Source organism: Pseudomonas sp. P106(2024), from assembly GCF_057480815.1.
Genome location: NZ_JBLIYU010000015.1, coordinates 21,872 through 45,359 on the forward strand (window position 1 = coordinate 21,872; position 23,488 = coordinate 45,359).

19 protein-coding genes are annotated in these 23,488 nt (G+C 64.2%); 11 read left to right on the plus strand and 8 right to left on the minus strand.

The annotated features are described in order from the left end of the window. Positions 1 to 7: 7 nt before the first annotated feature. The 5 genes from AC25M7_RS20690 to AC25M7_RS20710 form a co-directional block, all read right to left on the minus strand. A complete protein-coding gene (locus AC25M7_RS20690; protein WP_028689020.1) occupies positions 8 to 1,255 on the minus strand; it encodes an ABC transporter permease in 1,248 nt (415 codons plus the stop codon). 164 nt (positions 1,256 to 1,419) lie between these two features. After that, the gene (locus tag AC25M7_RS20695) at positions 1,420 to 2,454 is read right to left on the minus strand and encodes an ABC transporter substrate-binding protein (RefSeq protein WP_028689021.1); all 1,035 of its coding nucleotides are present in this window, start codon (positions 2,452 to 2,454) and stop codon (positions 1,420 to 1,422) included. A 40-nt stretch (positions 2,455 to 2,494) separates the two neighbouring features. Next, a complete protein-coding gene (locus tag AC25M7_RS20700; RefSeq protein WP_028689022.1) occupies positions 2,495 to 3,607 on the minus strand; it encodes an ABC transporter ATP-binding protein in 1,113 nt (370 codons plus the stop codon). Between the two features lie 321 nt (positions 3,608 to 3,928). Then, entirely contained in the window at positions 3,929 to 4,561 is a 633-nt protein-coding gene (locus AC25M7_RS20705) for a response regulator (protein ID WP_175406173.1), read from the minus strand. Positions 4,562 to 4,570: 9 nt separating this feature from the next. Then, positions 4,571 to 6,958, minus strand: a complete 2,388-nt coding sequence (locus AC25M7_RS20710; RefSeq protein ID WP_486971404.1) for a PAS domain-containing sensor histidine kinase — start codon at positions 6,956 to 6,958, stop codon at positions 4,571 to 4,573. A gap of 95 nt (positions 6,959 to 7,053) precedes the next feature. Here AC25M7_RS20710 and AC25M7_RS20715 point away from each other — a divergent pair, with 95 nt between their 5' ends. After that, positions 7,054 to 8,052 (plus strand): alpha/beta hydrolase family protein, encoded by a 999-nt coding sequence (locus tag AC25M7_RS20715; RefSeq protein WP_186594668.1) that lies wholly within the window; start codon positions 7,054 to 7,056, stop codon positions 8,050 to 8,052. Between the two features lie 63 nt (positions 8,053 to 8,115). Here the strand turns inward: AC25M7_RS20715 and AC25M7_RS20720 are convergent, their stop codons facing one another. The 3 genes from AC25M7_RS20720 to AC25M7_RS20730 are packed head-to-tail and all read right to left on the minus strand — an operon-like array spanning position 8,116 to position 10,569. Continuing rightward, complete coding sequence (locus tag AC25M7_RS20720; protein WP_028689026.1) at positions 8,116 to 8,880, minus strand: TerB family tellurite resistance protein; 765 nt, start codon at positions 8,878 to 8,880, stop codon at positions 8,116 to 8,118. A 1-nt stretch (position 8,881) separates the two neighbouring features. Further along, positions 8,882 to 9,553, minus strand: coding sequence for an N-acetylmuramate alpha-1-phosphate uridylyltransferase MurU (gene murU, locus AC25M7_RS20725; RefSeq protein WP_207852231.1), 672 nt, complete (start codon positions 9,551 to 9,553; stop codon positions 8,882 to 8,884). Further along, positions 9,550 to 10,569, minus strand: a complete 1,020-nt coding sequence (locus tag AC25M7_RS20730) for an aminoglycoside phosphotransferase family protein (protein WP_062362974.1) — start codon at positions 10,567 to 10,569, stop codon at positions 9,550 to 9,552. The genes murU and AC25M7_RS20730 overlap by 4 nt, the downstream gene beginning before the upstream one ends. A 132-nt stretch (positions 10,570 to 10,701) precedes the next feature. Here AC25M7_RS20730 and AC25M7_RS20735 point away from each other — a divergent pair, with 132 nt between their 5' ends. The 10 genes from AC25M7_RS20735 (at position 10,702) to AC25M7_RS20780 (ending at position 23,453) form a co-directional block, all read left to right on the plus strand. Further along, positions 10,702 to 13,512, plus strand: coding sequence for an LPS-assembly protein LptD (locus AC25M7_RS20735; protein ID WP_486971405.1), 2,811 nt, complete (start codon positions 10,702 to 10,704; stop codon positions 13,510 to 13,512). Beyond that, positions 13,493 to 14,812, plus strand: coding sequence for a peptidylprolyl isomerase (locus AC25M7_RS20740; RefSeq protein WP_028689030.1), 1,320 nt, complete (start codon positions 13,493 to 13,495; stop codon positions 14,810 to 14,812). Before AC25M7_RS20735 ends, AC25M7_RS20740 begins: the two co-directional genes overlap by 20 nt. Next, the gene (gene pdxA / locus AC25M7_RS20745) at positions 14,809 to 15,798 is read left to right on the plus strand and encodes a 4-hydroxythreonine-4-phosphate dehydrogenase PdxA (RefSeq protein ID WP_486971406.1); all 990 of its coding nucleotides are present in this window, start codon (positions 14,809 to 14,811) and stop codon (positions 15,796 to 15,798) included. Before AC25M7_RS20740 ends, pdxA begins: the two co-directional genes overlap by 4 nt. Next, complete coding sequence (gene rsmA / locus AC25M7_RS20750; protein ID WP_028689032.1) at positions 15,795 to 16,595, plus strand: 16S rRNA (adenine(1518)-N(6)/adenine(1519)-N(6))-dimethyltransferase RsmA; 801 nt, start codon at positions 15,795 to 15,797, stop codon at positions 16,593 to 16,595. The genes pdxA and rsmA overlap by 4 nt, the downstream gene beginning before the upstream one ends. Positions 16,596 to 16,711: 116 nt before the next feature. Continuing rightward, positions 16,712 to 17,092 carry a Co2+/Mg2+ efflux protein ApaG gene (gene apaG, locus AC25M7_RS20755; RefSeq protein WP_028689033.1) on the plus strand — a complete coding sequence of 127 codons (381 nt, stop codon included), beginning with the start codon at positions 16,712 to 16,714 and terminating at the stop codon, positions 17,090 to 17,092. Beyond that, the gene (locus AC25M7_RS20760) at positions 17,092 to 17,949 is read left to right on the plus strand and encodes a symmetrical bis(5'-nucleosyl)-tetraphosphatase (RefSeq protein ID WP_069016567.1); all 858 of its coding nucleotides are present in this window, start codon (positions 17,092 to 17,094) and stop codon (positions 17,947 to 17,949) included. The genes apaG and AC25M7_RS20760 overlap by 1 nt, the downstream gene beginning before the upstream one ends. A 13-nt stretch (positions 17,950 to 17,962) precedes the next feature. Then, positions 17,963 to 18,292, plus strand: a complete 330-nt coding sequence (gene glpE, locus AC25M7_RS20765) for a thiosulfate sulfurtransferase GlpE (RefSeq protein ID WP_486971407.1) — start codon at positions 17,963 to 17,965, stop codon at positions 18,290 to 18,292. A 282-nt stretch (positions 18,293 to 18,574) separates the two neighbouring features. Then, the gene (locus AC25M7_RS20770) at positions 18,575 to 20,497 is read left to right on the plus strand and encodes a PrkA family serine protein kinase (RefSeq protein ID WP_028689036.1); all 1,923 of its coding nucleotides are present in this window, start codon (positions 18,575 to 18,577) and stop codon (positions 20,495 to 20,497) included. A 119-nt stretch (positions 20,498 to 20,616) separates the two neighbouring features. Then, positions 20,617 to 21,888: a YeaH/YhbH family protein gene (locus tag AC25M7_RS20775; protein WP_028689037.1), complete on the plus strand. Its 1,272-nt coding sequence runs from the start codon at positions 20,617 to 20,619 to the stop codon at positions 21,886 to 21,888. Next, positions 21,885 to 23,453 carry a SpoVR family protein gene (locus AC25M7_RS20780; protein WP_028689038.1) on the plus strand — a complete coding sequence of 523 codons (1,569 nt, stop codon included), beginning with the start codon at positions 21,885 to 21,887 and terminating at the stop codon, positions 23,451 to 23,453. The genes AC25M7_RS20775 and AC25M7_RS20780 overlap by 4 nt, the downstream gene beginning before the upstream one ends. Positions 23,454 to 23,488: the final 35 nt, after the last annotated feature.

Here is a 23,488-nt window from a genome sequence, read left to right on the forward strand (position 1 = left end):
AGGCTCCTCAGCTAAGGCGCAGACGGCTGGCGCCGACCAGCCAGCTATAGATCAGGTACAGCAGCACGGTCGCCAGCAGCAACAGCCCGCCCAAGGCGGTGGCCATGCCCCAGTTGATGCTGGTGTTGGTGTAGAAGGCGACGAAGTAGCTGACCATCTGGTCGTTCGGGCTGCCCAGCAGCGCCGGGGTGATGTAGTAGCCGATGGCCAGGATGAACACCAGCAGGCAACCGGCACCGACACCGGCATAGGTCTGCGGGAAGTACACCCGCCAGAAACTGGCGAAGGGATGGCAACCCAGGGAAATCGCCGCCCGCATGTAGCTGGGCGAGATGCCCTTCATCACACTGTACAACGGCAGAATCATGAACGGCAGCAGGATGTGCACCATCGAGATGTAGACGCCGGTCCGGTTGAACACCAGTTCCAGCGGTTGGTCGATGATGCCGATGGCCATCAGCGCGCTGTTGATCAGCCCACCCGACTGCAGCAATACGATCCACGCTGCCACCCGCACCAGGATCGAGGTCCAGAACGGCAGCAACACCAGGATCATCAGCAGGTTGCTTTGCCGGGTCGGCAGGTTGGCCAGCAAGTACGCCAAGGGATAGGCCAGCACCAGGCAAATGGCGGTGATCACCACGCCCATCCACAGGGTGCGGGCAAAGATATCCAGGTAGATGGCCTGGTCAGGCGTGGCCTTGGCCAGTTCGCCAAGGTCGTCGATGCGATGATCGACCGAGGCCAGCAGGTAGAAGGAGGTGACCGTGCTGGTGTTGCGGCGGATCGCCTGCCAGTAGGCCGGGTCGCCCCAACGCTCGTCCAGCGCTTGCAGGGCATCTTTATAGGACGCGGGCTCTTCCTTGAACGGCAGCGCCCGCGCGGTCTTGGCCAGTAGGCTGCGGTAGCCGGCCAGCTCCATGTTCAGGCGCTTGGAGAGGTCACCCAAGGTCTGGTTCTTGCGCGACTCGGCCAGGTCCTGGCTCAGGGCCTTGTAGACCTCCTCGCCGGGCAGGCTCTTGCCGTCCCATTGCGCCACCGCCTCGACGGTGCGCGGCAGGCCGGCGACCACTTCGGGGTTGCCGACGCTCTTGTACAGCAGCGCCGCGATCGGCACCAGGAACACCAGCAGGAGGAACAGCGCCAGCGGCGCGATCAACGCCTGGGCCTTCCAGCGGTTGACCCGCTCGGCATGCTTGAGGCGCTGCTTGAGGCTTTTACCCGCGCCTTCGTTGAGGGGCACTGCAATGGCCATGGCGAACTCCGGGGGAAACAGGGGTGGGGACTGGGTTGGCGCGGACCCTGGAGGAGCGGCCTTGCGTCGCGATGGGCTGCGAAGCAGCCCCGGCGGGCATGCATGATGCCAAGATCCCGGGGCCGCTACGCGCCCCGTCGCGACACAAGGCCGCTCCTACAGGGTTACTTCTTCGCCGCCCAGGCGTTGAAGCGTTGCTCCAGCTGTTCACTGTTGTCGGCCCAGAAGGCCACGTCGATCTGCACCTGGTTGGCGATGTTCTCAGGCGTGGTCGGCATGTCCTTCTTCACCGCATCGGCCAGCAGCGGGACGGCCTTGGAATTGGCCGGGCCGTAGGCAATGTTCTCGGAGTAAGTCTTCTGCTGCTCGGGCTGGACGGTGTAGGCGATGAATTTTTTCGCCTCTTCCACATCCTTGGCGCCTTTCGGGATGGCCCAGGCGTCGAAGTCGTAGATGCCGCCGTTCCACACGACCTTGAGGTTGCTTTCTTTCTGCACCGCGGCAATACGACCGTTGTAGGCCGAGCTCATGACCACGTCACCCGAGGCCAGGTACTGCGGCGGCTGGGCGCCGGCTTCCCACCACTGGATGCTCGGCTTGAGTTCGTCGAGCTTCTTGAAGGCGCGGTCCTGGCCTTCCTTGGTGCCGAGCACCTTGTACACCTCTTTCGGCGCGACGCCGTCGGCCATCAGGGCGAACTCAAGGGTGTACTTGGCGCCCTTGCGCAGGCCGCGCTTGCCCGGGAATTTCTTCGTGTCCCAGAAGTCTGCCCAACTGGTGGGCGCGGTCTTGAGCTTGTCGGCGTTGTAGGCCAGGACCGTGGACCAAACGAAGAAGCCCACGCCGCACGGCTGGATGGCGCCTTTCACGTAATCGCTCTCCTTGCCGAAAAGGGCCGGATCGAGCTCCTCGAACATGCCCTCGTCGCAACCGCGCGCCAGCTCCGGCGACTCCACCTCCACCAGGTTCCACGACACGCTCTTGGTGTCGACCATGGCCTTCACCTTGGCCATCTCGCCGTTGTACTCCCCGGCGACGATCTTGCCCTTGCCAGCCTTCTCCCATGGCTCGTAGAACGCCTTGACCTGGGCCGCCTTGTTGGCGCCACCGAACGACACCACCGTCAGGTCCGCGGCCAGGGCCTGCCCGGCTGCGAACAGGCCAAGGGCCAGGGCGGTCAGTTTCAACTGCTTGCGCATTATTATTCTCTCCACAGTTCAGGGTTGGTGAAGCAAACCATCAATGGGCTTCGGCAATCGGGTCGAGCGCGCGGGCGTGCTCCACCGCCCAGCCCAGCGGTACCACATCGCCCACGGCCAGGGCCGGATCGAGCTCGGCGATCGGCTGCTTGACGAAGAAATCGGCCTTGCCGCAAACCTCCAGGCGCACCCGCACGTGGTCGCCCAGGTAGATGAACTCAGCCACCCGGCCGGAGAAGCGGTTCACGCAGCTTTCACTGTGGCCGTTCAGGCGCACGCGCTCCGGGCGGATCGACAAGGTCACCGGCTCGCCGGCCTGGCCGACGTTCACCGCCAGCGCCTCGACCCGCTCGCCCCGGGCCAGCTGCACCTGGCAACGATTGCCGTCACTGGCCAGCAACGTGCCGCTGAGGCGGTTGTTCTCGCCGATGAAGTTGGCGACGAAGGTGTTGCGCGGTTCTTCGTAGAGAGTGCGCGGGTCGGCGATCTGCTGGATCTCGCCCTGGTGGAACACTGCCACCCGGTCGGACATGGTCAGCGCCTCGCCCTGGTCGTGGGTCACGTAGACCACGGTCACGCCCAGGCGCTGGTGGATATGCTTGATCTCCATCTGCATGTGTTCGCGCAGTTGCTTGTCCAGGGCGCCGAGCGGTTCGTCCATCAGCACCAGCTGCGGCTCGAACACCAGGGCGCGGGCCAGGGCCACGCGCTGCTGCTGGCCGCCGGAGAGCTGGCCCGGGTAGCGCTTGGCGAAGGCGTCGAGCTGGACCATGCCGAGCACGCGCTTGACCCGCTCGCTGATGTCGGTCTTGCTCAGGTTGCGCACGCTCAGCGGAAAGGCCAGGTTCTCGGCCACGGTCATGTGCGGGAACAGCGCGTAGTTCTGGAACACCATGCCGATGTCGCGCTTGTGCGGCGGCACGTTGTTGATCGAGCGCCCGGCCAGTTGGATCTCTCCGGCGGTGGGGGTCTCGAAGCCGGCCAGCATCATCAGGCTGGTGGTCTTGCCCGAGCCGGACGGGCCGAGCAGGGTCAGGAACTCGCCCTTGCGGATGTCCAGGTTGAGGTCCTTGACGATCAGCGATTCGCCGTCGTAGCTCTTCTGCACACCTCGGAAGCTGACCAGCGTCTCGTTCGAATTCGCCTCGCTCATGCCCTGCACCTTCTTGTTGGAATGACTGCGTGGGCACAGCGTAGAAGAGGCGCAAGCGCCCGCAAATCGGGGGGGCTGAGAGATTGCCATCATCCGGATGGAGGACTTGCTGTAGGGATTGCCCTACAAGGATGGCGCTTTCAGGACAGACACATTCCGTTGTAGCAGCGGCCTTGTGTCGCGATAGGCTGCAGAGCAGCCCCGGCAATATGTGCATATAAGCTGAAGCCCGGGGGCTGCTTCGCAGCCCTTTCCGACCGGTCCGACGCCTCGGAAAGGCCGCTCCTACAAAGAACCGTGTCAGCCGGGTGCATGTCGCAATCAGACCAGCTTGTGCTCCATCGCATACTTCACCAACTCCGCCAGCGAGTTGACCTTGAGCTTCTGCATCAAACGCGCCTTGTGGGTGCTGATGGTCTTGTTCGACAGCGCCAACTGCTGGGCGATGTCATTGACGTTGGCGCCCTGGGCCAGGCGCTCGAACACCGAGAACTCGCGCTCGGACAGCAGCGTGTGCAACGGCCGGGTTTCGGTCAGCCCCACCTCGAAGACCATGCGGTCGGCCAGGCTCGGGTCGATATAGCGCCCGCCCCCGGCAACCCGGCGAATCGCGGTGAGCAGCAGCGCCGGGTCGCTGTCCTTGGTGGCGTAGCCCGCCGCCCCGGCCTTCAGCGCGCGCGCGGCCATCTGCGCCTCGTCGTGCATCGACAGCATCAGGATCGCCGGCGGGTTGTTCAATGCCAGGATCCGCGGGATGGCCTCCAGGCCGTTCACCCCTGGCATGGAGATATCCAGCAGCACCACTTCGCAAGGGGTATGGCGCAAAGTCTCCAGCAACTGCTCGCCATTGCCCGCCTCGCCGGCGACCTGCATGTCCTTGGCCAGGCCAATCAACTGCTTGATGCCCTCACGGACGATGGTGTGGTCTTCCGCCACCAGCACTCGAATCACGATCGTTCTCTCCTACGCCAAAGGAATCGCCACGCTCAGGCTGGTGCCTTCGCCGGGCTCGCTTTCCAGGGTCATGTCGCCGCCCAGCATCAGCACGCGCTCACGCACCCCCACCAGGCCGAACGAAGTCGGCCGAGCCGCATCGACGGCGAACCCCACGCCATCGTCGATGACCGTCATGCGCAACTGCCCGCCCTCCTCGACCAGGGCGATCTGCACGGTGTGCGCCCGGGCATGGCGCATGACGTTGGTCAGCGCTTCCTGGAGGATGCGGAACAGGCCGATGGCCTTGGCATCGCTCAAGGGCGGCAGTTGCTCCGGGACCTCGACCAGGCAGGGGATCTGCGTGCGGGCCTCGAAACGCCGTGCCTGCCACTCGATGGCCGAGGCGATTCCGGCATCGAGAATCGGCGGGCGCAACGCAGTGGCGACGTCACGCACCACCTGGAACAGTTGGGCGATCAGACGCTTCATGCTAGCCAGGCGCTCATGCAGCCCGGCATCCAGCTCGGCGTAGGCCAGCTCGCACATCGACACCTCGAGCTTGAGCACCGTGAGCATCTGCCCGAGTTCGTCATGCACCTCACGGGCGATGCGGGCCTTTTCCTCCTCGCGCACGCTTTCCAGGTGCGCCGACAACTCACGCAGTTGCTCCTGGGAGGCGGCCAGGGCCAGCTCGGCCTGCTTGCCTTGGGTGATGTCCCAGACCACACCATCCCACACCATGCGCCCATCGGCCAGGCGCCGCGTGGTCGCCTTGATGTCGGCCCAGCGCTGCTCACCCTGGCGAGTGAGGATACGGCCCTGCCACGACCAATCCCGGTCGCTGGCCAGGGCCAGGTCCTGGACCCGGTGATAGTCGGCGCGGTCCTCGGGATGGACCAGGTTGCGCAGCCCCATCTGCGGGTGCTGGATCGCCGCTGGGGTATAACCGACCAACGCCTCGCTGCCTTCGCTGATGTAGGGGAACTCCGGGTCGCCCTCGGCCGGGTCACGCTCCAGGCGGAACACCAGCCCCGGCACATTGCCGGCAATACCCTTGAGCCTTGCCTCGCTTTCGCGCAACGCGGCCAGGTCGCGCCGGCGCTCAGTGACATCGGCGAGGAACACCACCAGGTACTCCGCATCGCGAAAACGCAGGAACGACAACGACAACTCGACCGGAAACAGACTGCCATCGGCGCGCCGGCACTGGCTTTCGAACTGCTGCTCACTGTCGCCCCCGGTGCGGGCGCGCTTCCACAGCTCCAGCCAGCGATCCATCTTCAGATTCGGCTCGATATCGACCAGCGGCCGCTCCAGCAACGCCCCCTCGGCGAAGCCCAGCATACGCTCGGCGGCATGGTTGGCGTAGCGCACATGGCTGTCCCAGTTGACCCAGAGGATGCCCACCGTGCTCTGGTCGATGGAGAACTGGCTCAGGCGCAAGGCCTCCTCGCGCACCTGACGCTCCACCAGACTCTCCCGGGCCGCCAGCAAGCCCCGCTCCAGGCCGCGCTGCTGGCGACGCTGCCAGAACAGGGTGGCCAGGGCACACAGCAGCAGCAGGCCGAACAGCAGGGCTAGGTTCTGCCAGAAGCCGGCCGATTCGGAAAAACGCGGGTACTTGGGCTGCAGCCAGCGCTGGTGCATTTGCTCCAAGGTCTTGGCCGGCAGCGCCTGCAAGGCGCGTTCGAGGATATCGGCGAGCACGGGCCAGTCGCGTCGCGAGCCGACCCGCAGCAACTGCGGCAAGCCGATATCGCCCACCACCGCCAGGTCTGCAAACTCGCCTTCGCGGGAAAGCCGGCTCAGCTGCGCTTCATCCAGCACGGCGAAGCTGGCCTGCCCGCCCAGCACCAGCTGCAGCGCCTCCCGCTCATTGGGTACGCCCTGCAGGTTGAGATTGCCGTAATTGCTCCGCAGGTAGTCCGCAAGGGCTCCTGGCATGCGCACAGCCACCCGCTCGTTGGCGTTCAGCTTCTCCAGATCCACGGCCACCGCGCCACTGCGCATCCCGACCACCAGTTGCGGCACACGCATATAAGGGTCACTGAACAGCCACAGCCGCAGGCTGGCGGGGGTCTGGGTCAGGCCCGGGGCGAAATCGATCTCGCCCGCCTGCAACGCGTGCTCCAGCGCGGCCTGGTCCGGGAAGCCGCGCCAGGTCAGATCCAGCCGTAATGCCTGGGACAGGGCACCGACCAGTTCGACGTTGGCCCCGTAGAATTGCTGCAGACGGCGGTCGAACTGGGCATAGGGGGCCTGCAGCACCAGGCCGACGCGCAGGCCGCGGTGCTCATCCAGCCACTGCTGCTGGGCCGGCTCCAGCACCACAGGTGGCGGCGCCTGCGGCTTTGCCAGGGCGATCAAGGGTAGACACAACCAGCCGATAACCCACAGGCAACACACTCGCTTCATCTCTACGCTCGTCTTGGCAATGACGGCCGCCTGGCGTGGCCGTCGCGGGCAAATACCATTAGGCTGCCGGTATGATTCTGGCCTTGGATTGATCGATGTTCACACTTTATCGCACGACGCTGGCAATGTTCTGCCTGGCTTCGCTCCTGCCGCTCGGCGCTCAGGCCGCCGACGCCGAAGCACCGCAGGCCGCCACAGAAGCGGCCACCCCTGCTCCCCGTCCACCGCTGCTCGAACGTAGCCAGGACGACGCCCTGGCCCTGGAGCGCCAGGTGCCCAAGGCCGAGCAACAGACCTTGCAGGCCAATGGCGAGAACTTCCTGGCGCTGTGGAAGCCGGCCAACGACAGCGATCCGCAAGGCGCGCTGATCATTGTGCCCGGTGCCGGCGAAAGCGCCGACTGGCCAACCACCGTCGGCCCGCTGCGCCGTGGCTTCCCCGATGTCGGATGGAGCACCCTGAGCGTGAGCCTGCCCGACCTGCTGGCAGAACGCCCGCAGGCCCGTGTCGAAGCCAAGCCGGTGATCGCACCGAAAAAGGAAGAAGGCGAGTCGGCCCCGGCCAAGGACACGCCAGCCGATGCCAACGCCAATGTCGCCCAGGCCACTGCGCCCGAGGCGGACGCGGCCGACAGCACCGACGCGGTCGAGGCCGACGAGCACACCAGCGAGGAGGATGCCCAACGCATCTTCGCACGCCTCGACGCCGCCGTGGCCTATGCCCAGCAGCAGAAAGCGCGCAGCATCGTGCTGCTGGGCAACGGCAGTGGCGCGTACTGGGCCGCACGCTACCTCAGCGAGAAACAGCCGCCCCAGGTACAGAAGCTGGTGATGGTCGCCGCACAGACGCCGGCAAGGGTGGAGCACGACCTGCTGAGCGTGACGCCGACTTTGAAGGTGCCGACGGCGGATCTGTACTACACAACCCGAACCCAGGATCGCCTGGCCGCCCAACAGCGCCTGCAAGCCAGCAAGCGCGAGAAAAACAGCCAGTACCGGCAGCTGTCGCTGATGGTCGTTCCGGGCAACAAGGCCGCCGAGCAGGAGCAATTGTTGCGCCGGGTGCGCGGCTGGCTGAAGCCCAAGGAAGAGTGAGGCGTATCGAGGGACAAGCCAACTCCAACAATCTGGGAGCGGGCCTGCCCCACGATGGCAAACCTAAAGCCCGCGCCGCTTGCGAATCATGGCATAGGCCTGATGCAACTCGCGGGTATGCTCGGTCGCCTCGCGCACCTTGGCCTCACTGGCACCGCTGCCCACCAACTTGTCCGGGTGATGCCGGCTGAGCAAACGTCGATAGGCCTGCTTGACCTTGTCCGCCTCGGTGTCCGGCTCCACCCCAAGCAGCCTCAATGCCGCCGCATAGGTCATGGCACCGCCTTCGATCGCCGATTTGCGCGGTTCATATTCCAGCGACATGGCCTGCACCTGGTTGCGACTGAGGCCCAACTGCTGCCCCCAGCCCAGCAACAGGTCACGCTCCTGGCGACCTGCCTTGCCATCGGCCCAGACCATCCGCCAGCAGGCACGCAAGGTACCCTCGGGGCCATGAGGCTGCAGCTTGATCCGGCGCAGGTAGTGCCCCAGCCGCCCCTTGCCCGACTTGCCGCGGTTGAACGCGGCAATCGCCCGCATCCGCGCAGGCTCCGCCAGGTCCAGACGCGACATTTCCTGACGCGCCTGCTGGATATGCCCCTCGACCACCCGGCCATCGCTCTTGGCCAGACGCCCGAGCAGGACGAACAGCAGCTCCTCGTCACGCAGCGCCGGGCGCCCGCCCAGGCGCTCGCGCACATCCTCCCAACCCTGCAGTCGCAGACGCCGATCCATGGCCTGTCCCAGCAACGCCCCCAGCAACGCACCCGGAATGCTGGCCACGGCGAAACCGGCACCGGCACCAATCACTGTGCTCGGCCACCACATGTCAGGCACGCTCGCCGATCAGGCGCTCGACATCGGCCAGGCGCTCGAGGGTGCCGACATCGATCCAGTGGCCACGGTAGTGCTCACCACTCACTCGACCGTCGGCCATGGCCTTGCGCAGCAACGGGGCCAACTTGAACGCGCCGGGCCGGCATCCGTCAAACAGGGCCGGATCCAGCACCGAAATACCGCTGAAGGTCAGCGTTCCCGGGGCGTCGTCACCATCGCTCACCTGGCCATCCGCCAGGCGGAAGTCGCCACGTCCGTGATGACCGGGGTTGTCCACCAGCACCAGGTGCGCCAGCCCTTGCAGGGGAGCATTCAGGCCAGCGAAATCGTAGTCGGTCCAGACGTCACCGTTGACCAACAGGAATGGCGCATCCCCCAGCAACGGCAACGCCTTGAAGATCCCGCCACCGGTTTCCAGTGGCTCGCCCTCCGGCGAGTAGCGAATGCGCAGGCCGAAGCGGCTGCCATCGCCCAGATGGTCCTCGATCTGCTGGCCGAGCCAGGCATGGTTGATGACCACTTCACGGATACCGGCGCGGGCCAGCGCCTCGAGGTGATACTCGATCAGCGGCTTGCCGGCGGCGGGCACCAGCGGCTTGGGCGTATGCAGGGTCAGCGGGCGCATGCGCTCGCCCTTGCCTGCCGCCAGGATCATTGCCTTCATGAACGCGCCTCGCCCTTGAGCTCGGCAATCAGTTGCCCCAGCTCGGCCAGTTCGGGGCGACGAGCGATCACTTCATCTATATAGGCGAAGAAGCGTGGCACGTCGGTGAGATAGCGCGGCTTGCCGTCACGGTGGCAGATACGGGCAAAGATACCGATGACCTTGAGGTGGCGCTGCACGCCCATCAGGTCGCTGGCGCGGTGGAATGCTTCAAACTCGGACTGCACCGGGATACCGGCGGCGCGGGCCTTTTCCCAATAGCCACGCAGCCAGCCCTCCACGCGCGGCTGCGGCCAGCTGAGGAAGGCATCCTTGAACAGGCAGGTGATGTCGTAGGTCACCGGGCCGTAGACGGCATCCTGGAAATCCAGCACGCCCGGGTTGGGGGCGCTGTGCATCAGGTTGCGCGGCATGTAGTCGCGGTGCACCAGCACCTTTGGCTGGGCCAGGGCGCTGTCGATCAGCACCTGGCTGACCCGTTGCCAGGTGGCCTGCTGCGCTTCGCTGAAAGTCAGGCCGAGCTCACGGCCCACGTACCACTCGGGGAACAGCTCCACCTCGCGGCGCAGCAGGGCATCATCGTAGCTGGGCAGTGGCGCGTCCATCGGCAGGCGCTGGAACGCCAGCAGCGCATCGATGGCATCGGCGAACAGTGCGTCGGCGTTGTCCGAATCAATGATGTCCAGGTATGTCTGGCGGCCCAGATCGCCCAGCAGCAGGAAGCCACGTTCCAGGTCCTGGGCATGAATGACCGGCACGTTCACGCCCGCCGTGGCCAGCAGGTGGTCGATATCGACGAACGGGCGGCAATTTTCCTGCGGCGGCGGCGCATCCATGATCACGAAGCTGTGGCCGGCGCCCTCCCAGCGGAAGTAACGGCGGAAACTCGCATCGCTGCTGGCGGCGGTCAGGCTGCCGGTGGGCACTTCGCCCCAGGCGTTGCTACGGAACAGGCTCTCCAGTTGCCCGGTGAGCCAGGCGGTCAGTTGTTGCAGGCGTACATCGTGATCGGGCATTACGAGGGTTCTCCGACGGCCCTAGCCGTCAAGCGGGTCATGCTTTATTATCCAGCATCTTTTTCAGACCATCGAGAGGCGTGCGGCCCCCACACGCGGGCAGATGGCACGCAGGAAGCCCGGACTAATAAGATGGCATTGAAATCCCCCGCGTTTCGTAGGAAGTTTCCGTTGTTGGTGACTGGCGGTCTGCTGGCCCTGCAACCCCTGGCCACGTCGTACGTGGTGGCGGCCGAGCAGTTCGACTGCCAAGTGTCCGCCGCCGGTGGCTGGGACTGCAAGCCCAAGACCGCCGCCAACCTGCCTCCGCGCCCGGTTCATCCGGGCGCAGCCGCTGCCAGCTCGGGCGCCGAAGCGCCTGGCGAAGTCGCCGCGACCGAGGCCGAGAAGCCGATGCTGGTCACCGAGGCCAAGGGCCGCGGCCTGAAGTCGCGCAGCGAAGACTACAGCCACCTGGACTGGGTCCCGCGCGAGAAGCTCACCGCTGCGCAGCTGGCCGAGACCGGCCCGTACTGCGGCGGCGCCTACATCGAGCCGACCCGCCCGGGCATGAACGACTCCACGCCCAAGGACGAGTCGCCCACCTACATCAACGCCAAGGTCTCCAAGTACCAGCAGGAGCAGCAGATCGCCACCCTCGCCGGTGACGTGGTCATGCGCCAGGGCAGCATGCAGGCCGAGGCCGATGAGGCCAACCTGTATCAGGCCGAGAACCGGGGCGAGCTCAAGGGCAACGTCAAGATCCGCGACAACGGCTCGCTGGTGGTCGGTGACGAGGCGCAGATCCAGCTCGACACCGGCGAAGCCCGGGTCGACAACGCCGAATACGTGATGCACAAGTCGCACATCCGCGGCAACGCGCTGTACGCCAAGCGCGCCGAGAACGCCATCATCCGCCTCAAGGACGGTACCTATACCACCTGTGAGCCGGGCAGCAACGCGTGGCAGCTCAAGGGCAACAACATCACCCTGAACCCGGCCACCGGCTTCGGCACCGCGACCAACGTGACGCTGCGGGTCAAGGATTTCCCGGTGTTCTACACACCGTACATCTACTTCCCGATCGACGACCGTCGCCAGTCCGGCTTCCTGCCGCCATCGTTCAGCTCCAGCAGCGACACCGGCTTCATGCTGGTCACCCCGTACTACTTCAACTTGGCGCCTAACTACGACGCCACGTTGTACCCGCGCTACATGGCCAAGCGCGGCATGCTGATGGAAGGTGAGTTCCGCTACCTGACCAAGTCCAGCGAAGGCCAGTTCGGCGGTGGTTTCCTGAGCGATCAGGACGACGACCGCGAGAAGCAGACCGATTACAAGAAAGATCGCTGGATGGTCAACTGGCAGCACAAGGGCGGCCTGGACGAGCGCCTGATGACCGAGGTGGATTACACCGACATCAGCGATCCGTTCTACTTCCAGGACCTGGAAACCGACCAGATCGGCGTAGAGAGCCGGGACGTCCTGAACCAACGCGGCACACTGACCTACCGGGGCGACAGCTATACCGCAGGCCTGAACGTGCATGCCTACGAGATGGCGACCATCTCGCAGATCACCCCGTACGACAAGCTTCCGCAGGTCACCTTCAATGGCATGCTGCCGTTCCATCCGGGCGGCTTCGATCTGAGCTACGAGACCGAGGCCGTGCGCTTCGACCGTGACCTGAAGAACGATTTCGTAAGGGACAAGGACGGCAATCCGGACACTTCCGCAGGTGGTATTCCTGGCCGTCGCCTGGACGACAACGTTTCCGGTATCGCTCGCGCCAACGGCACCCGCCTCAACTTCGCCCCGGCGATCAGCCTGCCGATGCAAGCCAGCTATGGCTTCGTCACGCCGAAGTTGAAGTACGTCTACACCAACTACGACCTGGACCTGGATAGCCAAGGCAAGGCTCAGGCTATCGCGCAGTCAGCGAACCCCGCCTACGGCAGCTACAGCAGCTCGTTGAACCGCGACATTCCGATCTTCAGTGTCGACAGTGGCCTCTACTTCGACCGCAATACCCAGCTGTTCGGTACGAACTACCGCCAGACCCTCGAACCGCGGCTGTTCTACCTCTATGTTCCGTACAAGGACCAGAAAGACATTCCACTGTTCGACACGGGCGAGAACACGTTCAACTATTCCTCGCTGTTCCGCGACAACCGCTTCAGTGGCACCGACCGCATCGGCGACGAGAACAAGCTGTCGCTGGGCGTGACCAACCGCTGGATCGAGGACAATGGCTTCCAGCGCCAGCGTTTCAGCATCGGCCAGGCGTTCTACTTCAAGGATCGCAAGGTCCAACTTCCTGGCATCGACTATCGCACCCGCGCGGACAGCAAATCAGATGTCTCGCCGTACGCACTGGAATACGAGTACGCCTTCAACCGCGACTGGCGTTTCAACTCGGACTTCAACTGGGATCCGGACAGCCACAGCACCCGCTCGGGCAGCGCTATGTTCCACTACCAGCCTGAAGACAATCCGAACAAGGTCGTCAACCTTGGCTATCGCTATCGCAACGACCTGATCACCTACGATTCGGCGACTGGCCTCTGGAAAGTCGGCGGTGGTGACTATGGCACCCCTGGCGATCCGAACTACATCAAGGATTACTACAAGATCCAGCAGCACGATTTCTCGGTCATCTGGCCGATCGTGCCGCAGTGGAGCGTGATCGGTCGCTGGCAGCATGACTACAACCGCAACCGCACCCTTGAAGCGATGGGTGGTTTCGAATATGACAACTGCTGCTGGAAACTGCGTCTGATCAACCGCTACTGGATCGACTACGACGACTTCAGCCAAGCCGTCCCGAACAACGAGAAGGGCGACCACGGCATCTTCCTGCAGATCGTGCTCAAAGGGCTCGGTGGTGTAGTCGGCAACAAGGTCGAATCGTTCCTGGACCAAGGCATTCAAGGTTACCGTACACGTGAAGAGCAAGCTTATTGATCGTCTGCGCCCGCTGATGCTGGGCGCCGCAATGCTGAGTGGCGCGGTGCATGCCGCGGTACAGCCCATCGACCGCATCGTGGCCACCGTCGACAACGACGTGGTCATGCAGAGCCAGCTGGACCAGCGCGTGCGCGAAGTGCAGCAGACCATCGCCAAGCGCGGTGGTGGCGTGCCGCCTGCCGCCGCCCTGCAGCAGCAGGTACTGGAGCGCCTGATCGTCGAAAACCTGCAACTGCAGATCGGCGAGCGCTCGGGCATCCGCATCACCGACGAAGAACTGAACCAAGCCGTCGCCACCATTGCCCAGCGCAATGGCATGTCGCTGGAGCAGTTCCGCGCCGCCCTGGCCCACGACGGCCTGTCGTACGACGATGCCCGCGAGCAGATCAAGCGCGAGATGGTCATCAGCCGCGTACGTCAACGTCGCGTGGCCGAGCGTATCCAGGTGTCCGAGCAGGAAGTGAAGAACTTCCTCAACTCGGACCTGGGCAAGATGCAGATGTCGGAAGAGTACCGCCTGGCCAACATCCTTATCCCGACCCCGGAAGGCGCCAACTCGGAAGCCATCCAGGCCGCCGCCCGCCAGGTCGGCGATGTCTACCAGCAACTCCGGCAGGGCAAGGACTTCGGTCAGATGGCCATTGAGCGCTCCGCCAGCGAGAACGCCCTGGAAGGCGGCGAGATGGGCTGGCGCAAGGCCGGCCAGCTGCCACCTGACTTTGCCAAGATGCTCAGCAGCATGGCCATTGGTGACATTACCCAGCCGATCCGCATCCCCAACGGCTTCATCATCCTCAAACTCGAGGAGAAGCGTGGCGGCAGCGAGAGCATCCTGCGCGACGAAGTGCATGTGCGCCACATCCTGATCAAGCCGAGCGAGATCCGCAGCGAAGCCGCCACCGAGCAATTGGCCGAGCGTCTGTACGACCGGATCCAGAACGGTGAAGACTTCGCCGAACTGGCGAAGAGCTTCTCGGAAGACCCGGGCTCCGCGCTCAACGGCGGCGACCTCAACTGGGTCGACCCGAACAGCCTGGTGCCGGAGTTCCGCGAGCAGATGGCCAACGCCCAGCAAGGCGTGGTGACCAAGCCGTTCAAGACCCAATACGGCTGGCATGTGCTGGAAGTGCTGGGCCGCCGCGCCACCGACAGCACCGAGCAGGCGCGCGAGCAGCAGGCCATGAACGTCCTGCGCAACCGCAAGTACGACGAAGAGCTGCAGAACTGGCTGCGCCAGATCCGCGACGAAGCCTACGTTGAAATCAAGCTGCCTGGCGCTGACCAGGCCGCCCAGTGAAGCCCCAGCGCTTCGCCGTCACGCCCGGCGAGCCGGCCGGCATAGGTCCCGACCTGTGCCTGCTGCTCGCCGCCGAGGCCCAGCCCCACCCCCTGATCGCCATCACCAGCCGTGACCTGCTCGCCGAGCGGGCCGCGCAGCTGGGGCTGGCCGTCAGCCTGCGACCCGTCACCCCCGACAGTTTCCCCAGCCTGCCAGCCCCCGCCGGCAGCCTGTACGTCTGGGACACGCCACTGGCCAACCCGGTGCTGGCCGGGCAGCTGGACAAGGCCAACGCCGCGTTCGTCCTGGAGACACTGACCCGGGCCGGCCAGGGCTGCCTCGACGGGCAGTTCGCCGGGATGATCACCGCCCCCGTGCACAAGGGTGTGATCAACGAGAGCGGGATCGCCTTCTCCGGGCACACCGAATTCCTCGCCGACCTCACCCACACCGCGCAAGTGGTGATGATGCTGGCCACCCGAGGATTGCGCGTGGCCCTGGTGACCACCCACCTGCCCCTGCGCGATATCGCCGACGCCATCACTGGCGAACGCCTGGAGCGCGTCACCCGCATCCTGCATGCGGACATGCGCGACAAGTTCGGCATCGCCAACCCACGCATCCTGGTCTGCGGGCTCAATCCGCATGCCGGAGAAGGCGGCCACCTGGGCCGCGAAGAAATCGACATCATCGAGCCGGTGCTGCAGCGCCTGCGCGCCGAAGGCATGGACCTGCACGGTCCGCTGCCGGCCGATACCCTGTTTACCCCCAAATATCTGGAGCACTGCGACGCGGTGCTGGCGATGTACCACGACCAAGGCCTGCCCGTACTCAAGTACAAGGGCTTTGGCGCCGCGGTCAACGTGACGCTGGGCCTGCCGATCATCCGTACCTCGGTCGACCACGGCACCGCCCTGGACTTGGCCGGCACCGGCCGGATCGACACCGGCAGCCTGCGCGTCGCATTGGAAACCGCCTACCAGATGGCCGAGAACCGACCATGACCGAGCACTATCAACACCGGGCGCGCAAGCGCTTCGGCCAGAACTTCCTGCACGACGCCGGAATCATCGATCGCATCCTGCGGGCGATCAACGCCAAGGCCGGCGAACACCTGCTGGAGATCGGCCCCGGCCAGGGCGCCCTGACCGAGGGCCTGCTGGGTAGCGGCGCACAGCTGGACGTGGTGGAGCTGGACAAAGACCTGGTGCCGATCCTGCAACACAAGTTCGCCGGGCGCGACAACTTCCGCCTGCACCAGGGCGATGCCCTGAAGTTCGACTTCAACCAGCTGGGCGTGCCTGAGCGCAGCCTCAAGGTGGTCGGCAACCTGCCCTACAACATCTCCACCCCGCTGATCTTCCACCTGCTCAGCCATGCCGGGCTGATCCGCGACATGCACTTCATGCTGCAAAAGGAAGTGGTCGAGCGCATGGCTGCAGGCCCGGGTGGCGGTGACTGGGGCCGTTTGTCGATCATGGTGCAGTACCACTGCCGGGTCGAGCACCTGTTCAACGTTGGCCCTGGCGCCTTCAATCCGCCGCCGAAGGTGGACTCGGCCATCGTCCGCCTGGTGCCGCACGCAGTGCTGCCACACCCGGCCAAGGATGCACGGCTGCTGGAACAGGTAGTACGCGAGGCGTTCAACCAGCGCCGCAAGACCCTGCGCAACACCCTGAAAGGCCTGCTCGACAGCGCGGCCATCGAAGCCGCCGGCGTCGACGGCAGCCTGCGCCCCGAACAGCTGGACCTGGCCGCCTTCGTGCGCCTGGCCGACAAGCTGGCCGAACAGCAGGGCTGACCACGCGCCCGCTCTCTGCGTGGGAGCGGGCTTGCCCCGCGGTCAGTGATAACTGGCCACCACCCCCGCCAATGGCCTAGACTGCGTTATTGCGTCAGTTCGCCCAAGGCCTTTGCATGTCCGACCCCCGCTATCAGATCGACGTCAGCGTCGTGACCCGCTACCTCAAAGAACAATCCGACCCCGAAAGCAGCCGTTTCGCCTTCGCCTACACCATCACCGTACAGAACAACGGCACGGTCACCGCCAAGCTGATGTCCCGCCACTGGCTGATCACCAACGGTGACGGCGAAGTCGAGGAAGTGCGTGGCGCCGGCGTGATTGGCCAGCAGCCGCTGATCGAGCCCGGCCAAAGCCACACCTACAGCAGCGGCGCGGTCATCAGCACCCGCGTCGGCACCATGCAGGGCAGCTACCAGATGTTCGCCGAAGACGGCAAGCGCTTCGACGCCACAATTGCCCCATTCCGCCTTGCCGTGCCTGGGGCCCTGCACTGATGGCCACCTATGCCGTCGGCGACCTGCAAGGCTGCCTACAACCGCTCAAGTGCCTGCTCGAACGCGTGCGCTTCAACCCGTCGGTCGACCGTCTTTGGCTGGTGGGCGACCTGGTCAACCGCGGCCCCGAGTCCCTCGAAACCCTGCGCTACCTCTATTCGATCCGCCAGGCGCTGGTCTGCGTGCTGGGCAATCACGACCTGCACCTGCTGGCGGCCGGACACAACGTCGAGCGGCTTAAGAAAAGCGACACCCTGCGCGAGATCATCGAAGCCCCGGACGCCGACCAGCTCTTGGACTGGCTGCGCCAACAGAAGCTGCTGCACTACGACGAAGTCCGTGGCATCGCCATGGTCCATGCTGGCATCCCGCCGCAATGGACCCTGGGCAAAGCGCTGGAGCTGGCGGCCGAGGTCGAGGAAGTGCTGCGCGACGACAGCCGCCTGAAGCTGTACCTGGACGGCATGTACGGCAACGAGCCGAACAAGTGGAGCAAGGACCTGGCCGGCGTCGAACGCCTGCGGGTGATCACCAACTACTTCACCCGCATGCGCTTCTGCACCGCCGCCGGCAAGCTCGACCTCAAGACCAAGGAGGGCGCCGACAGCGCCCCCAAGGGCTATAAGCCGTGGTTTGCCCACCCGGACCGTCGCTCGCGCCATGTGAAGATTCTCTTCGGCCACTGGGCCGCCCTCGAAGGCCGTGTCGACGTGCCCGGCGTGATCGCCCTGGACACCGGCTGCGTCTGGGGCGGCGCGATGACCCTGTACAATGTCGACAGTGGTGAACTCCACCGCTGCGACTGCACCCGCGAAGGCACCCCGCGCCCGCCGGCGCCACTCAATGAACATCCCTGAAGGAACCGCACCCATGAGCGAATTCAAGCGCATTACCCCCGAGCAAGCCCTCGAATTGCGTGCGCAAGGCGCGGTCGTGGTCGACATTCGCGACCCGCAGGCCTTTGCCGCCGGGCATATCGCCGGCGCCACTCATCTGGATAATCACTCGGTTGCCGATTTCATCCGCAACGCCGACCCGGACGCGCCTACACTGGTTGTCTGCTACCACGGCAATTCCAGCCAAAGCGCCGCCGCCTACCTGGTCGGCCAGGGCTTCTCCAACGTCTACAGCATCGATGGTGGCTTCGAGCTGTGGCGCAACACCTACCCGGCGGAAACCGCCCAGGGCAGCGCCGAATAATTTTTTCATTTTTCCTCCAGCCCGCGCTCGGCGCGGGCTTGCGCCCGACCTGACGAACGGTCGCAGGCGTCTTCTCGGCTCCCTGCCCTTGACCTTGCGTATAACCAACTATCCTTAAGCCCAGGCCATCCAAAAAAGGGGAGAGCCGGTACACCGGCGTGCGGGTCATCGGTAGCGTTCCAAGGTGTTCTGGGGGGTATACAGCAATCGGCGAGCCCGGTTGCATGCCAGCATCAGCTGACTGATCCGGCGTCGTCTCCACGTATCGAGCGAGGTGACGTCATGAGCATTTTTAGCCACTTCCAACAACGTTTCGAGTCCACCCGCCAGGAAGAACTTTCGCTGCAGGAGTACCTCGAGCTGTGCAAAGAGGATCGCAGTGCCTATGCCTCGGCGGCCGAGCGGCTGTTGCTGGCCATCGGCGAACCAGAGCTGATCGACACCTCAAGCAACTCCAGGCTGTCGCGGATCTTCTCCAACAAGGTGATCCGTCGTTATCCGGCCTTTGCCGACTTCCATGGCATGGAAGAGTGCATCGACCAGATCGTCTCCTACTTCCGCCACGCCGCCCAAGGCCTGGAAGAGAAGAAACAGATCCTCTACCTGCTGGGCCCGGTGGGCGGCGGTAAATCGTCGCTGGCCGAGAAACTCAAGCAGCTGATGGAGAAGGTGCCGTTCTACGCCATCAAGGGCTCGCCGGTGTTCGAATCGCCCCTGGGCCTGTTCAACGCCGCCGAGGACGGCCAGATCCTCGAAGAGGAATACGGCATCTCGCGCCGCTACCTCAACACCATCATGTCGCCCTGGGCCACCAAGCGCCTGCAGGAATTCGGCGGCGACATCAGCAAGTTCAGGGTGGTCAAGCTCTACCCGTCCATCCTCAACCAGATCGCCATCGCCAAGACCGAGCCGGGCGACGAGAACAACCAGGACATCTCGGCCCTGGTGGGCAAGGTGGATATCCGCAAGCTCGAGGAATTCCCGCAGAACGACGCCGACGCCTACAGCTATTCGGGCGCGCTGTGCCGGGCCAACCAGGGCCTGATGGAATTCGTCGAGATGTTCAAGGCGCCGATCAAGGTCCTGCACCCGTTGCTCACCGCGACCCAGGAAGGCAACTACAATAGCACCGAGGGGTTGGGCGCGATCCCCTACTCCGGGATCCTGCTGGCCCACTCCAACGAATCGGAGTGGCATACCTTCCGCAACAACAAGAACAACGAGGCCTTCATCGACCGGATCTACATCGTCAAGGTGCCGTACTGCCTGCGCGTCAGTGACGAGATCAAGATCTACGACAAGCTGCTGGTCAACAGCTCCCTGGCCAAGGCCCATTGCGCGCCTGACACTTTGAAGATGCTGGCCCAGTTCACCGTGCTCTCGCGCCTGAAAGAGCCCGAGAACTCCAACATCTACTCGAAGATGCGCGTGTACGACGGCGAGAACCTCAAGGACACCGACCCGAAAGCCAAGTCGATCCAGGAGTACCGCGACGCCGCGGGCGTCGACGAGGGCATGAACGGCCTGTCGACCCGCTTCGCCTTCAAGATCCTCTCCAAGGTGTTCAACTTCGACCCTCACGAGGTGGCGGCCAACCCGGTGCACCTGCTGTATGTGCTGGAGCAGCAGATCGAGCAGGAGCAGTTCCCGGCCGAGGTGCGCGAGCGCTACCTGCGCTACCTGAAGGAATACCTGGCACCGCGCTACATCGAGTTCATCGGCAAGGAGATCCAGACCGCCTACCTGGAGTCCTACAGCGAATACGGCCAGAACATCTTCGACCGCTATGTGCTGTACGCCGACTTCTGGATCCAGGACCAGGAATACCGCGACCCGGAAACCGGCGAGATCCTCAACCGCATCGCCCTCAACGAGGAGCTGGAGAAGATCGAGAAGCCAGCCGGCATCAGCAATCCGAAGGACTTCCGCAACGAGATCGTCAACTTCGTGCTGCGCGCCCGGGCCAACAACAACGGCAAGAACCCCAGCTGGCTCAGCTACGAGAAGCTGCGGGTGGTGATCGAGAAGAAGATGTTCTCCAACACAGAGGACCTGCTGCCGGTCATCAGTTTCAACGCCAAGGCCAGCAAGGAGGATCAACAGAAGCACAACGACTTCGTCACCCGGATGGTGGAGCGTGGCTACACCGACAAGCAGGTTCGACTGCTGTCGGAATGGTACCTGCGGGTCAGGAAATCGCAATAAAGCGACACGCTACACGCCGTGCGTCCGAGGCTGGCCTTGCCAGCCCGGGCGGCGGCGGCTGCTTTTACGTGCAGCTCGTAGCTTGAAGCGTGCAGCTGTTCCCAGCTACCGGAGGGACCATGAGCTACGTAATCGACCGACGCCTGAACGGCAAGAACAAGAGCACGGTCAACCGCCAGCGCTTCCTGCGGCGTTACCGTGAACACATCAAGAAGGCCGTCGAAGAGGCCGTGAGTCGCCGCTCCATCATGGACATGGAGCATGGCGAACAGATCAGCATCCCGGGTCGCGACATCGATGAACCCGTGCTGCACCACGGTCGCGGCGGCAAGCAGACCATCGTCCATCCCGGCAACAAGGAATTCACCGCCGGCGAACACATCGCCCGGCCACAAGGTGGCGGCGGTGGCGGTGGCCGCGGCAAGGCGGGCAACTCCGGCGAGGGCATGGACGACTTCGTGTTCCAGATCACCCAGGAAGAATTCCTCGAATTCATGTTCGAGGACCTGGAGCTGCCCAACCTGGTCAAGCGCCACCTGACCGGGGCCGACACCTTCAAGACCGTGCGCGCAGGCATTGCCAACGAGGGCAACCCGTCGCGCATCAACATCGTGCGCACCCTGCGCTCTGCCCACGCCCGGCGCATCGCCCTGACCGGCAGCAGCCGTGCCCTGTTGCGCGAGGCGCAAAAGGAACTGGAGCGGCTCAAGGTCGAGGAACCGGACAACTTCACCGACATCCAGGACACCGAGAGCGAGATCGAACGCCTAAAGGCGCGCATCAACCGCCTGCCGTTTCTCGACACCTTCGACCTGAAGTACAACCTGCTGGTCAAGCAGCCCAACCCCAGCTCCAAGGCGGTGATGTTCTGCCTGATGGACGTGTCCGGCTCCATGACCCAGGCCACCAAGGACATCGCCAAGCGCTTCTTCATCCTGCTGTACCTGTTCCTCAAGCGGAACTACGACCGCATCGAGGTCGTGTTCATCCGCCATCACACCAGCGCCCGCGAAGTGGACGAGGAAGAGTTCTTCTATTCCCGCGAGACCGGCGGCACCATCGTCTCCAGCGCGCTCAAGCTGATGCAGGAAATCATGGCCGAGCGTTACCCGGCCAGTGACTGGAATATCTACGCCGCCCAGGCCTCGGACGGCGACAACTGGAACGACGACTCGCCGATCTGCCGCGACATTCTCGCCAATCAGATCATGCAGCACGTGCAGTACTACACTTATGTCGAGATCACCCCACGCGAACACCAGGCGCTGTGGTACGAATACGAGCGCATCGGCGAGGCGTTCCCCGACACCTTCGCCCAGCAGCAGTTGGTATCGGCCGGCGACATCTACCCGGTCTTCCGTGAACTCTTCCAGCGCAGGTTAGCCACATGACCGCCAGAGAGCAGAGACGCCAGCCCATTTCCACCGGTTCCGAATGGACGTTCGAGCTGATCCAGACCTACGACCGCGAGATCAGTCGCCTGGCCGCCCGCTACGCCCTGGACACCTACCCCAACCAGATCGAAGTGATCACCGCCGAGCAGATGATGGACGCCTACGCCTCGGTGGGCATGCCGCTGGGCTATCACCACTGGTCCTACGGCAAGCAGTTCCTCAGTACCGAGAAGTCCTACAGCCGTGGCCAGATGGGCCTGGCCTACGAGATCGTGATCAACTCCGATCCGTGCATCGCCTACCTGATGGAAGAGAACACCATGTGCATGCAGGCACTGGTGATCGCCCACGCCTGCTACGGCCACAACAGCTTCTTCAAGGGCAACTACCTGTTCCGCACCTGGACCGACGCCAGCTCGATCATCGATTACCTGGTGTTCGCCAAGCAGTACATCGCCCAATGCGAGGAGCGCCACGGCATCGATGCCGTCGAGGACCTGATCGACTCCTGCCATGCCCTGATGAACTACGGCGTGGACCGCTACAAGCGCCCCTACCCCATTTCCGCCGAGGAAGAACGCCGCCGGCAGAAGGAGCGCGAAGAGCACCTGCAACGGCAGATCAACGACCTCTGGCGCACCATCCCCAAGGGCGCCGAAAAGGGCGGCGAGAAAGACGACGCGCGCTTCCCGGCAGAACCCCAGGAGAACATCCTCTACTTCATCGAGAAGCACGCCCCGCTGCTGGAGCCCTGGCAGCGCGAAGTGGTGCGCATCGTGCGCAAGATCGCCCAGTATTTCTACCCGCAGCGCCAAACCCAGGTGATGAACGAAGGCTGGGCGACCTTCTGGCACTACACCCTGATGAACGACCTCTACGACGAGGGGCTGATCACCGAAGGCTTCATGATGGAGTTTCTGCAGTCGCACACCAGCGTGGTGTTCCAGCCAGGCTTCGACAGCCCGTATTACAGCGGTATCAACCCCTATGCTCTGGGCTTTGCCATGTACACCGACATCCGCCGCATGTGCGAGCACCCTACCGAGGAGGATCGCCGCTGGTTCCCGGACATCGCCGGCAGCGACTGGCTGTCGACGATCAAGTTCGCCATGAGCAGCTTCAAGGATGAGAGCTTCATCCTGCAGTACCTGTCACCCAAGGTGATGCGTGACCTCAAGCTGTTCAGCATCCTCGACGACGACCAGCGCGACGACCTGCTGGTGCCGGCGATCCATGACGAGGACGGCTACCGCACCATCCGCGAGCAGCTGGCCGCGCAGTACAACCTGGGCAACCGCGAGCCCAACGTGCAGATCTGGAGCATCGACCGGCGTGGCGACCGCTCGCTGACCTTGCGCCACCAGCAGCACAACCGCAAACCCCTGGGCGACTCCACCGAGGAGGTGCTCAAGCACCTGCACCGCCTGTGGGGCTTCGACATTCACCTGGAGACCGTGCAGGGCGATCAGGTGATGAAGACCCACCACATGCCACCGCGCAGCGAGCACAGCGATGCCGGCGACTACGGACGCATGGACCTGGCCGTGGTACACCACCTCTAGCCATCACACACCTCCATTTCTGCCGACAGGGTATC